The organism is Pseudarthrobacter sp. WHRI 8279, assembly GCF_040224115.2.
GTDB lineage: Bacteria > Actinomycetota > Actinomycetes > Actinomycetales > Micrococcaceae > Arthrobacter.
Window position 1 is genome coordinate 933,093 of record NZ_CP168162.1, and the last position, 14,073, is coordinate 947,165.

A 14,073-nucleotide genomic window follows, 5' to 3' on the forward strand; every position below is an offset into this window, starting at 1 on the left:
CTGCCATTGGACCCGATGGCCGTTCACTTCCTACGGCGCTGTCATGAGCCTTTGGGACGATCTCCCGTCCGACGTCCGCAACACTGGAGCGCTGGATCCGCTGGAGAATGCCCTTAGGGCGATTGACACCGCCGGGCTGACACCGCGCGAGGTCACCGATGTGGATGGCACCTGGAGCGTGAGATCCGTTGCGGTGGACGTGCCGCAGCTCGCCGGGGTCACCGTCGACCCCGCGACCGGGCGCTGGGGCGGGGCCGGGTCATCCACGCCCATCGAGCTCACCGGCACCCAGGTCACCATCGCGTACGGCCGCCATCTGACCGGCCCGGGCGGCACGGAGGACGGCGGCTGGCACCTTGACCTGGACGTGCCCGGGATCCGGCTGCTCGTGCCCTACCTGAGGGGTGCGATGCTGGACATCCGCGGCCAGCTGGTCTTCGACCCGGCCAATCCGCAGGTCCGGTTCATCCTGCCTCGCATCGTCATCCGGACCATGCAGCTGGCCGGGGCCGCGGTCGGCACCCGGCTGCGCTCGGCGTCGACCTCGGGCAGCCCCGTCGACGACATCTACTCCTTCATCCGCATGACCCCGGGCCACGCGCTCATCGGCCCGGGCAACACGGTCGGCTTCGCGTTCCGCACCGCCGAGCTCGACCTGTCCTCCCTCGCCGACGCGCCCGGGCTGCCGCCCGGGGCGCGAGCAATCCCCGGCGAGTGGCAGGGGCTGCACCTGCCGGAGGTCCGGCTGTTCGTCGCCCCGGACGGGCTCGAGGGCCTGGCCGTCTCGGCGGGCGTCCGGGACCTGTGGATCGGGATCGGGGTGCACGACGGCGTCACGGGCGCCTTCAGTGCCGAGGTGGTCAACCGCGGCGGCTCTCCGACGGTGCTGGCCCGGTTCATCAGCCCGGCCGGCCGGCACATCGCGGCGGTCGCCGGCGGGGCAGTCGAGGCGCCGGACCAGAGCGTGTTCCTCGTCGATGCCTCGGGCGGGCTGGCCCCGCACACCGTCAGGATCGAGGTCATCAGCGGGCCGACCGTCGCGGGGGACCGGCTGCCTGTGACGGTGCCCGCGGCCGGCACTGTCGAGCTGCGGGTCACGGTCACCGACGCGGGCGGGCACTCCCACGGCCCGGTCTCCTTCCGGGCGCTGCGGCCTGCCGCTGGGGAAGGCGCCGCCCCGGCGCTCGCGAACCCGGCCGCCCTGCGGATGCTGACGCCCGAGCGCGGGCGGATGGTCATCGTCTCCCAGAGCGCCGCCGACGTCACCGTGCGGCTCGACCCCGAGGTGCCCGCGGACTGGGCCTGGCCCGGCGGCACCTCGACCGGGACCCGGGCCACCGTCCCGGTGATGGCCGGCAGCACCGCGGCGGTCTCCGGCACCCCGACCCAGCCCGCGGATGCCCGCCCGGCCACGCTGGACTGCTACTTCCGGTTCAACCACCCCTTCCCGAGCGAGACCACCGACTCCTGGTGGCGCAACCCGGCCAACACCGGCTCGGCTCCCGCGTCCGGGCGGACCGCCGCCCCCGCTGGGCAAGCCTTCACCGACCTGGCGCGGTCACGGCAGGCAGACATCGGCACCACCCCGCTCGTTGTGGACGGCTACGCCTCCTACGAAGGCAACGACACCCCCACGAAGCGGACCGACAACCTGGAGCTCAGCCGGCGCCGCCTCGACGCGGCGGTCGAAATCCTGCGCGACCTGGGCTACGCCGCGACCGCCGGCACCCCGCACGGCCACGCCGACGCGCGGGACCGCACGCCGCTGGACCCGCCCGAGGCGGCGCCGGCCGAGACGTCGGGGGAGTGGTGGCTAGCCCGGGCCCGGGCCGCCGCGGCCCCCGCTCCGGAGGCCGTCCGTGCCGAACTGTCCCGCCCTCCGGCCAGCCAGCCGCCCGAGCAGCGCGACCCGCAGCCCCCGGGCACCGGCCGGCCCGACTGCTTCCGCCGGCTCGGCGTCGAGGTCGAGCTGATCCGGACCACGTTCGTCCGGCTCGAGGTCTGGGGTGAGTTCGACGTCCAGACGGCCATCGAGGCCTCGCTCGACGAAGGCGGGCAGCCCCCGCTGGGCGGGCGCGGCCCCAACCCTGGCGACGGCCTGTGCGCGTTCCGGGTCCGGCTCCGGCTGGCCACCGACCGCGAGTCCTGGCAGGTCTTCGGGGAGTTCCGCGCCCTCGAGGCAGATCTCGACGGGCTGTGGGAGGGCCGCCACACCGACGCCGGCATCGACGCCAGCAGCCTCAATGTGCTTGGAGCGCTAACGGTGATGGGGCCCCTCGCCGCCGGCGCCGCCGACCTCTCCCCGGCGGCCGGGACCCTCGTCCAGCTCGGCTCGGTCGCGCTCGGCGCCAGCGATCTGGTGCGGACCCGCATCCTGACCCTGCGGGGCGCCGAGGTCATGGTCAGCGACGGCATCATCGCGCCGGACGGCTCGACAGCCACCGACCGCGGCACGCAAGTCAGCGTCCTGCTGGACGTGGAGGTGCAGTTCTGGTTCGACCTGGGCGTGATCCGCGTGCCCGAGGACCGGCCGATCCGGACCCGCTACAAGGCGGTCGGCGTCCGGTCGGAGTGGGGCGCCGGCGCGGAAGTGGAGTATGTGCCGGTCCCGGTGTTCGATCCGTCCCGGGGCTACGAGCTCGACATCCAGCCCGGCTCCCTGGTCGCGAAGCCACCGCTGGACGAGATCCTGCGCGTATTCGGCGTCCGCGTCAGCCGTGACAACCCGACCTACCTCGAGGTCGAGGCCGGCATCGACGTGCCGCTGGGCCCCGTGACCGTCGACACCATCCGCGTCCGGGCGAGGCTTGACGCCGTCGAACTCCCGCAGCTGACCAAGCTCGGCGCCACGCTCGACATCCCCGGCACGGTCCACGGCGCGGGCTCGATCGAGCTCACCGGCGCCGGGTTCAAAGCGGCGTTCGACCTCACCATCGTGCCGCTGAGCATCCGCGCCGCCGCGACCCTCGCGATTGAGACGAAGGCCGGCGTCACCGGCGTCCTGATCGGCGTCGAGGTCGAGTTCCCCGCGCCCCTGCCGCTGGGCAACTCCGGCCTGGCCCTGTACGGGCTGCTCGGCGGGGTCGGCGTCAACTACGCCCGCCTTGAGAATCCGGCGGCGAGGGTACCGGCGCTGGACTGGCTCATAGCGCAGCTCGCCCCGCCACGGAAGAGCGTGATGCACCCGGACGGCTGGACTCACAGAGCCGGCTCCTTCGCCGTCGCGGCCGGACTGCTGCTCGGGACCACCGAGGGCGGGTTCATCCTGCACCTCAAGGGCATCATCCTCATCGAGGTGCCCGGGCCGCGGCTGCTGCTCGTGATGAAGGCGGACGTCCTGAGCCTCCCGCCCGCCATGGGCTCCACCCAGGAGGCCACCTTCCTGGCCGTGCTGGACATCGACTTCGGCGCCGGCACAATCACAGTCGGCGTCGTTGCGGACTACGCCGTCGAGCGGATCCTGCGCATCCACGTCCCGGTTACCGCGTTCTTCGACGCGCGGAACCCGGAGAAGTGGCTCGTCGACCTCGGCTCTTACGACGATCGGGTGACCGTGAAGGTGCTCGACGTGTTCACCGGCACCGGCTACCTCATGGTGCATGGTGACGGCATCGCCATCCCGCCCCTGCCGGCCACGACCGGCCTGTCCGTGGCCACCGGCTTCCACATCCAGGCCGTGCTGATGGGCTCTAAGGCCGCCCGGCTGTACGTCGAGGCGGCGGCGGGGTTCGACGCCGTGCTCGGCTTCGACCCGTTCTTCCTGGCCGGCAAGGTCTACGTCCGGGGCGAGCTGCGGCTGTTCATCGTCTCGATCGGCGTGAGCGCCGAGCTCACGCTCATGGTGGGCACCCGGATCCAGGACGGCGTGCCCCGTGACGACCCATACCTGCACGGCGAGGTCTGCGGCAGGGTGGACTTCTTCTTCTTCAGCGTCAAGGGGTGCGTGGGGATCACCATCGGGCACGAGCCGGACCCGGACCCGCCCGTGCGCGATCTCGTCGCCGGACTGTCCCTCGCCGGACGGACGCCGGCGCTGCTCGAGGGCACCGCGGGCCGGCCCGCCGACTCGACCGTGGGCCACGCCGCCGCCGTGGACGGCGCCGTCGTCCACGGCGAGGTGCCGAGCGTGCCCCTCGACGCCGTCCCCGTGCTGAGGTTCCAGGTCGCGCCCGACGCCGAGGGGCTGAGCGTGCTGGGCGAGGCACCGCTCGGCTCAACAGGCGCGGCGGGCGCAGGCGCCTGGCGCCGGATCGGCGAGCGCTGGTGGGCCTACAAGGTCACGGGCGTCACCCTCAGCGGCACCCTCACCGCGGGCACGACGCCGTCGGTCTGGTGGAGCACATCGGCGCCCGGCTCGTCCACCGCCGAGTCGCCGGCTCTGGCGCTGCTGCACTGGCTGCCGACGCCGTTCACCAGCACCGTCACGTACGGAGAGATGCTGCGCGAGCAGGTCGAGCACCGCTGGGGGACCGTCTGCCGCCCGGCTTCGCCGCCGCAGCCGCAGCTGTGGACCTTCCTGGGCGAGGCGCTCGGGTCCAGCGCCACCGGCTGGCGGCTCGACCCGGTGCTGTGGCCGGACCCTGACGGGCTGCTGCGGACCGCCCGGGCAGGCCGCATGCTCCGGGTCACCGAGCCGTGGCGCACGGGCGACGTGGCGGCGGACCTACTCGCGAGCGGTGCCCCGGCCGAGGTGGTCGGCGACGCCGTCGCCTGCCCCATCGACCGCACCCCGCCCGAGGACCCGTTCAGCCGCTGGTCGGAGGAGAACGGCCCCCTTGACCCGACCACCTGGGCTGGGGCAGGGGCCGCCACCTACGCCGAGCTGGCCGAGCTGCTCGCCGCCGGCACCACCGTCAACGACCTCGCCGGTCAGTGGCTCGAGCGCAGCCCCGACCCCGAGGCCGGCCGGCTCAAGGGCTGCGAGGGACGCATCCTCGCCTCGCCCGTGCACACCGACGGCGAGGCGACTTTCGGCAGCAGGGCCGACCGGGAGCTGGTCGAGCGGGCCCGGCAGGAGGCCGGGTGGAAACCCGACCCGCTCGCAGACGCGGTCGCGCTCTCGCTCGGGGAGGACCTCGCCGCGTTCGACCTGCTACTGCTCGTGCCGCGCGAGAAGCACCGGTCCCTGCTCATCGAAGTCCGTTCGGGGACGGGGGAGACCCTCGACCGCCGCGAGGTGGACTGGCCCGCAATGGTAGGCCCCGACAACCCCTTGCCTAAACGCTGGGTCGCCCCCGACGGGCCCTGGGCCGAGCCGGTCGAACTGGCCGGGCGCATGGCGGCGAAGGTCGCCGGGACCGACCGGGACCGGCCGATGCTCGCCCTGATCCGCTGGGAGGAGCTGCCGGAGGGTGCGGCCGCCGTCGTCGTCGGCTGGGGCGAGGACCACGGCCAGCGGATCCGCGCCCAGCGCTACTGGGTGGTCGCGGCTGCTGGCCTGACCCGGGCCGAGGTGCGCCGGCACGAGTACGACGAGACGATCGTCTCCCGCGACCGGGATGCGCTCGAGACCGGCCTGGCCCAGGACCCCTCCGACCACGCCCTGCTCGAGCCCGGACAGACCTACGACGTCACCGTGAGCTGGACATACGACGTCGAGGCCGGGGACTCAGTGCCGACGCGGACACCGTCCTTCGCCGACGAGCACACGCAAACCTTCCGGTTCGCGACCGCCTCGGCGTCCGAGGTCCCCACCGACCTGGGGCCGTGGCTGCTCGACACCAACCCGGGGATGGGCGATGCCGGCGTGTTCTGCCGGGAGCCGCTGCGGGTCACTCTCGCCACCCAGAACGTGCTCCGGCTGTTCGATGCCTATGACCACCGGCTCGAGGTGACCGTGCTCGCAGCCTCTGGCCACCACCCCGCCCCGCCCGGCGGGGGAGCCCCCGGCCAGGCGCTCGTGCTGCCGATCGAAGCGGTGCTCGCTGCCGGGTCGGTGCTGCAGCCAAAGGCCAACGCTGTCGTGCTCACGCCGTGGGACCGGGCCGTCGGCGAGCTCGTGGACGCCCTCGAGTGCATCGAGGCCGAGCACGTCACCCGGGAGGTGGAGGAGATCGTCCTGGCATATGAGCTCGAGCCGCTGACCGACTACCTCCTCGACATCCACGCGGTGCCGACCGGCGGCGCCGGGCCGCGGAAGCGGGTGCACCGGGCGAACTTCACGACCTCCCGCTTCGACGGCGTCGACCATCTGGCCTCGTGGATCGCGCCGGCGCCGATCGACCACCGCATGGTCCGCGACGCCGCCCCGCTCGCCGGCCTGCCGGACAGGCCGACCGGGCGGGAGTGGGACGACGCCGTGCAGCTGGCGGGGTTGCCCGTCCCGCAGACCCCGTCGGCGCCGGCGGTGCAGGTCTGGTGGTCGGCCGACGCCGTACCGCAGCCGCTCGCCGTCGTCATCGAGTGCTCCGAGCAGCTCGTGCGGGAGCGCGTCATGCCGGTCCAGCTGAGCGCGCCGCCCGACGGCGTCGATCCCTCGCACGCGTGGTGGGCCGCCCGGCCTGCGACCTGGCTGGACGTACGGTCCGCCGCGACGCCCCCGGACCCGGCGGCCGCCGCAAGCGTCGGGCGGGTGGTACGCGGGCCGGGCGGAACCCGGGCGATGATGCTGCTGGTTGCGGGGCAGCGCGGCCGGCGCCTGACCCTCGAACTGGTGCAGGCGCCCGACCCGCTCGCGGCCGACCCGGCCCGGGCCGTCACGATCGTCGACGTGACCCTGACAGGGGCACCCTGGGAGGTGGAGTTCTGATGCGCGCTCACGACGTGAGGAAGTTCCGGGCCGTGGGCGCACGGCTCGACTGGCTGGACATCGCCCGTCGCATGCTCAGGGCCGGGCATGGCGAGGGGATCGACGACGCGCTGCTCGAACGGCTCAAGGAGCGCGGCCCGGACACCCGGCTGGCCTGGGGCTGTTCCGAGGACCTTGGTGTTCCGCGCGACGCCTTCACGGTGTGGGGCCGGCCGTTGCGGGACCGCCGGCTGCGGGACGCCGGGCTGGTCGGCGTCCCCGTCGACGAGGGGGAGCTGGTCTGGTGGGGCGGTGAGGAGGCCGCGCACGTGCAGGTCCGGTACCAGGTGCAGGACCCGGCCCGGCCGGTCGCGCTGTTCCTGCTGCGGACCGGGCTGGACCCCGCCGGTGCTGTCGGCACCGCCGCCGTGGCACCTGCCGGCAGCCCCACCGTGACGCTGACCGCCAGCGCGGGCGCGGCCACCCACGCCGTTCTGGTCAACGCACACGCGCTAGCGGTGCGGATCCAGACCGTGCAGGAGGTGGTCGACGCCGATGACTGGCAGCCGCTCGAGCGCGTCGGCCTGCCGGTCGACGGCCACGAGCTCGGCGAGTACGTTCCCGACGAGCAGGGCCTCGTCGTCGCCCCGACCGCCCCGCCCAAGGCCGCCGCCCAGCGCATCGGCCGGGCCGGTGTGCCGCTCGGCTGGTACCCCGTGACTGAGACCGGCCGGACCGCCCCGCCGTGGCAGCCCTCGGACCCGGACGGGCTGGTCGAGGAGACCCGGAAGTTCCTCCTGCCCGAGCTGCGCCCGCTCTACGTGTCCGGGACCGGCGAGACGGACCAGCAGGCGCTCGAGGACCGGCGCGCCGTCGACCCTCCCTCCCGCGCCGACGGCACCGCCGCAGACCAGCCTGCGACAGCCCGGCTCAAGCCGCTCGCCCTCCTGCTGCTGGCCGCGGGTACCGACCCGGCGGCGAACCTTGCGACGGGCTTCGGCACCGCCTACCGGGCCGCCGACCTGGCCGAGCTTATGCCCGACCAGCGGGGCGAGCTCGAGTACCTGGTCACCGGGCACTACCGGCGCTCGGTCCTCGGCGACGGCGTCGAGGTGGCCGCGTACATCCCGCCGGTGCAGCGGCATGCGGTGGTGCCGCCGGTTGTGGACCTGCGGGCGGCCCGGGCGGCGCTGCTGCCGCCCGGGCTCCCCGACGGGCCGTTCCACGAGGCGATCGAGGTCAGCTGGCGGCCGGGCCCGCGCCTGGCGACGATGACCGGGCCGGTGGCGCATGCCTTCGCCGGCTGGCGCCATGGCGCGGGATCTGCCGAGGACCTGATGCCGGAGCGGCTGCTCGGCGGGTCGCAGCCGCGGGCCATCCCCCGCCCCGACGCCCACGACACCACCGTGGCCGGCGGGGACCGGCCGAAGGTCGTTCAGGGCGACCAGGAGCTGCCCGTCGACGGGTCGATCGACCGGGGGTACGGGGTCGCGCAGTGCGACATCTTCGGCATCTGGTCGCGCTGGGAGGACGTGGAGCTGACCACCTCCTCGCCCGGTGTGGCGCCGCCGCGGCTCGCACACCTGGGGCTCGTGGCCACGTACGCGGGATCCCCGGTCTGCCCCTCCGTGCTGACCGCGGACCTGGCCACAGAGTGGACGCAGCGCACGCCCGCGGCGATTGAGCTGCGCGCGGTGTTCTACCCAATGCCCACCGGCGCGACGCCGCCGCCGTTCGGGGCGCCGCCGCCACTGCCCCCGCCGGCGCCCAACCTCGGGCTGGACAGCACCCTCACGTTCACAGGCGACACGGCCACGGCGACTGCGGGGACCGTGGTGCCGCTGCGCGAGGACGGCTCGGTCGCGCCGAGCTGGGGCGCCCCGGAGCAGGGCGGCGAGGCGCGCTCCTACCGGTTCACGGTGCCCGGGCCCGGCCTGGACTTCGGGGCAGTCTCGCGCTGGGGAGTCCGGGTCTGGGCCCGGCAGACCGCGCCCGGCATAGCCGCCCCCAGCATCTGGGTTCCCGGGCCCTCACAACCTGCCACGGCGGTCGCGGGCAGCCCGGTCCCAGCCGTGCCGACGCCGCCGCCGCTGCCGCCGGGGGTGCCGCTGGGCAGCACTCCGGACGCGCAGGGCGTATCCCACGTGAAGGTGGGCTGGTCGGGCCTGGCCGGCCCGCACGTGGACCGGGTCGTCGTCTGGGAGGCCTCGGAGACCACACTGCGCCAGCGGCTCGCGCCCGGCAGCCCTCCGGACCGGACGCTCCTGCCCGGGGTCCGGCTCCAGCAGCTGTGGGACCTGTACGACGCCGCGCCCGCCGCCCAGCGCCCCCTCGGCTTCCGGCGGGCCGCCGAGGTGCCCGCGGTTCCCCCCGCCGCCGATCTCACCCTGGGCCGGGGGAGCGAGGACATCCACCTGTTCCTCGTCACGGCCGTCACCACCACCGGGGTCGAGTCGCCCTGGCCGGGCCCGGGCGGCGGCCTGCCCCCGCATGCCCACCTGCAGGCGGCCGCCGCACCCCGGCTGCGGCGCCCTGCCATGCCCCTCGTCCGGCCTGCCGTCCAGCCCGACGGCAGCCTCACCGTGGCCATCGAGGCGGCCTCACCGATCCCCGTCACGGCCTTCGAGGTGTTCGCGACACGTTCCGAGCTCGCGGCCCGCGACCACCTGACCATGGGGCCGCCGCTGGCACAGGTGCCTGCCGGCGCCGCGTTCGACCCGGTGACGGCGGATCCCCGGCTGGACCCGATCACCCGCCAGCGGGTCTGGACCGCGGACTGGTCCGGCGCCCTGCCGCCCTCGTGGGAACCCTGGCACCTGCGGGCCGTCGCCGTGCCGGAGCGCACGGTGCCCGTCTCCGCCGAGCGCGGCCTGGTGTCACCTGCCTCGGACGTGGTCACCGCCGTCGTCCTGCCGCCGGCGGCGCCGCAACTCGACGCACTCATCGCGGAGGTGCTCGGGGCAGACCATACGGGGCTTCTGATCCGGACGGCGACCACCGCCGCGGACCGGGTGGTACCCGCGGGGTCGCACACGGTCCAAGTGGCGCTGGGCGCGGTCACCGGTCCGGTCCAGCCGCTCGAGGCGACGGCGCGCGTGGCGAATGAGTCCACCGCCCCCGACACCACCGCCGGCCCCGTCGTGCAGCGGCTGCCGCGCGAGGCCGGACGCACGCCGCTGCTGGTCTGGGGCCGCCGCGACGACCCGTCCGTGCCGGTTCAGGCGACCGTCCGCGTGGCAGACCCGCTCGGGCGGGTTGCGGAGCAGACCCTGCTCATCCCCGGCTGGGTCGAGCCGCGGCCCGAACTGACCCTCAAAATCATCGACGTCTTCCGGATCGCCGGCCGCGGCTACGTGGCGAGCCTGCTGACCAGCGCCGATCCCGCGACCGAACCGCCCCATGTCCTCACGGTCGTCGCTCCACTGCCCGGCACCATTCCGCCGGGCCCCCTCAGGCGCCGTTCCTTGCGCGCCTCCTGGGAGCTCCCGGACATTCCGACACGGCGCTCCCCGGTGCCACCGCGGGGCGCAGAGATCACGGCCGTGCGGTCGAGGGGCTCGCAGGGGACAGAGATCGGACTATGGATACCCGCCGCGCGGATCACCGGCCTGACCGCAGGCATCACCCACCCCATCGAAGGAGAGGTGCAAGACGGCTGGCATCCGGCCTGACAGGCGGGGAAGCCGTCGGATGATGCAGAGGTAGCGGCACCGTTAGAAAAGCCATGAGTGGTGTGCCGGGTGGCCGCCCGGTAAGAGCGGTTCTTTGGCTCCCGCCACGTTCTGCTGGGCGCCGGGAGGCGTGCCTGCCTCACGGTCCGTACCCGATCCTTTCGATGCAATCGGCTCCGTTCCGCGCCCCGTTCTGGGCGCGGAGGCGTTCGCCCGTGCGTGCGGCCGCTGCGGTGACCGCGTGGTCGGTGAGGATGTCGTTGATGGTTTGGCCGATGATTTCTGAGGGCGCGCTTGCGGAGAGGGTACGGCCGAGCCTGTTGCGTTCGATGACGTTGCCTATGAGTGGCTGGTCGGACGAGGGGTCCAGCGGCAGCACCAGGAGGGGGATCCCGTGGGCGAGGGCTTTGAGGGTCGTGGAGTGTCCGCCGTGGCCGATGACAAGGTCGACGTGAGGCATGATGTGCTCGTGGGGGATTCGCCCTAAAAGCTCCACATTGGCTGGCAGCGGCTGCTCCGTTTTTATCGGCACTCCGCCGGTGGTCACTATGGCCCGCACCGCTGATGTGCCCTTTGTCAGCTGCCCCAACGCGGTAATGATCCTCCGGTACACGTCCTCTTGGTTCTTCTGCCAGACGGTACTGAGGCTGACCAGGACGAGCGGCGGGATTCCGGCAGGGCGGAGGGCTGGGGGAGTTGCGTGCTCCGTTGTGCCGATCCAGTCGAACGCGATCCGGCACCTTCCTTGCCCGGCCGGATCTATGTCGCGGTCAGTGGGCAGGAGCCGCGCGGCGCAGCGCTCAAGGAGAGCCATGGGGCTGAGGCCAAACGGCCGGAGCGCCGCGTTCACGGCAGGGTTGCCCATGCCCTGCTCCCAGAATTTCCCAAGGGAATGAAACAGCACGGCGGACGGGGTGCCCGTTCTGAGGGCTTCGCGCAGCGAAGTCAGCATGACGCCGTCAACAACGATCGCGTCGGCGCGTTGTCTGGCAAGCAAAGACCGGACATCCCGGGCGGTCCCTCGCCCCAGTGCCATCCGCATCAGCGCAGGCCAATGTCCGAACGTCCCCGTAGGCTTGGTGACGTCCATTCGTGCCAAGGCGGGCAACTGCACCATCGTCACGCCTGCGGGGGCCGACCCCTGAGCGCGCACGCGCACGCCGGCAATGGTCACGTGATGCCCGCGCCGCGCGAGTTCTCCGGCGATCGCGAAAGTCGGCGGGAGGTTCCCCCCAATGTCACCGCTGAGGAACATTACGTCGAGCGGCGGGTGCTGCCGTTGCTGTCCGATCATGACGTGCGTGGCGACACCGCATGCACGCGGTCGCCCCTTGGCGTGCTCGCGGCGGAGGGCATGCTACCGAGCCTGGCCGCCCGCTCGCCCCTGGAGGTCATGACGACGGCGGCCGGGCACAACGAGCGGGTTCTTCCGTTTGCTGCGACTTCGCTCTGCAGATAGCCACCGGTCGTGATCAGCACCTGGAGGCCGCCGCACTCCCGGGTCGGTCGTCCGTGATCGCCGTTCCCAGGCTCATGAACCATTATGGGCGCGTCCTCTCCGGACTGACCAGAGACTTTTCCTCCCCACCAGGCCTGACTGGGCCAAAAACAGGGGGATGCCAGACGCAGCTTCGGACTGGTATGCGTCTCGATGGCCTGGTGGCTGGGTTCAGTCGGTGATGCCGGCGATTTCCTGCAGAGCACGCAGGTGCGCGCCGAAGGCGTTTCGCCCGGCCGGGGTGAGGGCAATCCAGGTCAGACGGCGGGCGTCGCTGCGAGAGACAGATGCGGCTTTGCTCAGGCTGACGTATCCAGCCTCAGTCAGGGTCTTGAGGTGCTTTGAGAGGGTCGCATCTGAGACGTCGAGGGTGTCGCGCAGTACAGCAAAGTCCATCTGCTCCACCTGCTGCAATAATCCGCAGATCCGGAGCCGTACCGGAGCATGGATCAGGTCATTGAACAGCGCCTTGGTCATCGTCGCAGCTGGTTCAGTGCCGAGCGGAAGGCGATGCCGCCCAGCCAGGTGACCAACCCGAAGGCGGACAAGCTGGTCAGCAGGACCGCCCAGCGCGCACCGAAGGAAACCAGTCCGAGCGAGATTGAGAACAGGATTAGGCAAAGCACCAGAATGGCAGCCATCACCAGGGCTGCGCGGGGCCCCATCTTGCGGAAGCGGATTCCGGTTTCGCGGCGGATCAAGTGAGCTATCACCAACGCTGCGACCAAGCCCAGCCACCCGGACGTTGGCGGCTCGTAGTTCCCACCCGGGTTGGCCACTGCAGCCCCAGCCACCCACCAGGCAGCCACGCCTCCGAGCGCGGCCAGCAGCATCGTCGGGACCTGCACCCTATCGGCCAGGGCCTGCCTGTCGGCACCCAGGTCCCGGAGACTGGCAGCGGCCTCCTCGGACGATGGACGCCCTTCAAAGTCGTTTTCCATATTGGAAAGTCTATAAAGAGACTTTCCGATTCGGCAAGTTATTCGGTTTGCCGTAATGGGGAGTGTGGTTAGCCCACGCTTGATAACGCTGGGAAGATGCCCGCCCTGCGTCACTCCGCAATTCTTCCTGAGCCCTAAGCTGCTGCACCCGGGCCAAGCGGGCCGGTTTATGGGCTCAAGGGCGGTGCCGGTGGCGCCCGGTCTAAGCTAAGCGGCCCTTTCTTCGGAGCTTTGGATCTCCGCACCCTGGAGTGCGTGTCTGACTTCTGTGGGCGGCCGGCGCCGGTCTTTGACCCGAACAATCAGCATGGTCAGGATGGTGACCGTCCAGGCAATCGCGGTGAGGAACACCAGGCCGATCGCCACTAAGGGGTGCATGCCGAAAGTCTAGGACCGAGGAGCCGGGAATCCCGGCCGCAACACCGCAGCATCAGAGCACGAAAAAGGTGCGCCCCGTTCGCTGAGCGCACCCTTCTCGATTCCCCTCACAGTCGCATCCCCATCCGACTGGAACCATCATAAGCATGCTTAGGATTATGTGCGCAAGCCCGATACCCACACCGAAGCACTGAGGCAGACGGCTCCGAACAGGACAGGGGCTGCTCGTGGGTTCACGCTTGCTGCTGGGCGCGGTCGGCCTGACCCCTGGTCGGCATGTTCGCTGACAATGCGGTCTGGGGCCAGATCCAGGCGGAGCGCAGGATGAAGGCCAGGAGCAGCACCTCGATTGCGATGTGGAAGCCGTAGTAAAGAGCCCAGTCCCAGGACGCCTCTGCCGCGTTGAACACCGTGATGGGGATGTAGAGCGTTGCCACGACGAGGTTCGTGGCGCGGTTCACCCGGGCGGGCAGCGTCATGGAGAGCATCACCATCAGGGCCGGGATTCCTATGACCGCGACGAAAATGGTCATCAACGTCGGGGTGATGTTGAACTCAAAGATGCCGCCACCCCGGATTTGGTCGATGGCGCCGGGTTGGTAAAGGTGGAAGTAGTCGATGTAGATGTAGAAGAACATCAAACTGGCCCAGGCTGCGGCGAGCTTGGCTTGCACCGGGATCCGCTGGTCTTCCAGTGTGGTGGTGGGTTGACGTGTTCTCAGCATGGACTCCGTTGTTGTGGTGAGGATCGGTAGTTCCACGATCGCTGAGTCCGGCGGCGGGCACATCGGCCCGGAGGCTGGAGTTTGACTGGCCGATGGCATGGTCTCCTTCTCGTGCTTTCGGCTGATCCGCCGG

7 protein-coding genes are annotated in these 14,073 nt (G+C 71.8%); 2 read left to right on the forward strand and 5 right to left on the reverse strand.

Annotation, left to right across the window (positions count from 1 at the left end; all coding sequences use genetic code 11):
• Window positions 1-43 precede the first annotated feature (43 nt).
• Entirely contained in the window at window positions 44-6,748 is a 6,705-nt protein-coding gene (locus tag ABRP28_RS04190; RefSeq protein WP_350002305.1) for a DUF6603 domain-containing protein, read from the forward strand.
• A complete protein-coding gene (locus ABRP28_RS04195; RefSeq protein ID WP_350002306.1) occupies window positions 6,748-10,398 on the forward strand; it encodes a hypothetical protein in 3,651 nt (1,216 codons plus the stop codon). Before ABRP28_RS04190 ends, ABRP28_RS04195 begins: the two co-directional genes overlap by 1 nt.
• Window positions 10,399-10,537: 139 nt before the next feature.
• Here the strand turns inward: ABRP28_RS04195 and ABRP28_RS04200 are convergent, their stop codons facing one another.
• The 5 genes from ABRP28_RS04200 to ABRP28_RS04220 all read right to left on the reverse strand — a co-directional run bounded on the left by ABRP28_RS04200 (window position 10,538) and on the right by ABRP28_RS04220 (window position 14,039).
• On the reverse strand, window positions 10,538-11,692 hold the full coding sequence (locus ABRP28_RS04200) for a nucleotide disphospho-sugar-binding domain-containing protein (protein ID WP_350002307.1): 1,155 nt from the start codon (window positions 11,690-11,692) through the stop codon (window positions 10,538-10,540).
• Window positions 11,693-12,067: 375 nt separating this feature from the next.
• Window positions 12,068-12,373, reverse strand: coding sequence for a transcriptional regulator (locus ABRP28_RS04205; RefSeq protein ID WP_350002308.1), 306 nt, complete (start codon window positions 12,371-12,373; stop codon window positions 12,068-12,070).
• Window positions 12,370-12,837 (reverse strand): hypothetical protein, encoded by a 468-nt coding sequence (locus tag ABRP28_RS04210; protein WP_350002309.1) that lies wholly within the window; start codon window positions 12,835-12,837, stop codon window positions 12,370-12,372. The genes ABRP28_RS04205 and ABRP28_RS04210 overlap by 4 nt, the downstream gene beginning before the upstream one ends.
• A gap of 207 nt (window positions 12,838-13,044) precedes the next feature.
• Window positions 13,045-13,215, reverse strand: a complete 171-nt coding sequence (locus ABRP28_RS04215; protein WP_350002310.1) for a hypothetical protein — start codon at window positions 13,213-13,215, stop codon at window positions 13,045-13,047.
• A 233-nt stretch (window positions 13,216-13,448) separates the two neighbouring features.
• Window positions 13,449-14,039: a DUF6326 family protein gene (locus ABRP28_RS04220; RefSeq protein WP_374152923.1), complete on the reverse strand. Its 591-nt coding sequence runs from the start codon at window positions 14,037-14,039 to the stop codon at window positions 13,449-13,451.
• Window positions 14,040-14,073: the final 34 nt, after the last annotated feature.

Bases quoted from the DNA above. Each gene is read 5' to 3' on its own strand.
- ABRP28_RS04190 (WP_350002305.1), top strand. From the start codon at position 44: ATGAGCCTTTGGGACGATCTCCCGTCCGACGTCCGCAACACTGGAGCG.
- ABRP28_RS04205 (WP_350002308.1), bottom strand. From the start codon at position 12,373: ATGACCAAGGCGCTGTTCAATGACCTGATCCATGCTCCGGTACGGCTC.
- ABRP28_RS04195 (WP_350002306.1), top strand. From the start codon at position 6,748: ATGCGCGCTCACGACGTGAGGAAGTTCCGGGCCGTGGGCGCACGGCTC.
- ABRP28_RS04200 (WP_350002307.1), bottom strand. From the start codon at position 11,692: ATGATCGGACAGCAACGGCAGCACCCGCCGCTCGACGTAATGTTCCTC.
- ABRP28_RS04215 (WP_350002310.1), bottom strand. From the start codon at position 13,215: ATGCACCCCTTAGTGGCGATCGGCCTGGTGTTCCTCACCGCGATTGCC.
- ABRP28_RS04210 (WP_350002309.1), bottom strand. From the start codon at position 12,837: ATGGAAAACGACTTTGAAGGGCGTCCATCGTCCGAGGAGGCCGCTGCC.
- ABRP28_RS04220 (WP_374152923.1), bottom strand. From the start codon at position 14,039: ATGCCATCGGCCAGTCAAACTCCAGCCTCCGGGCCGATGTGCCCGCCG.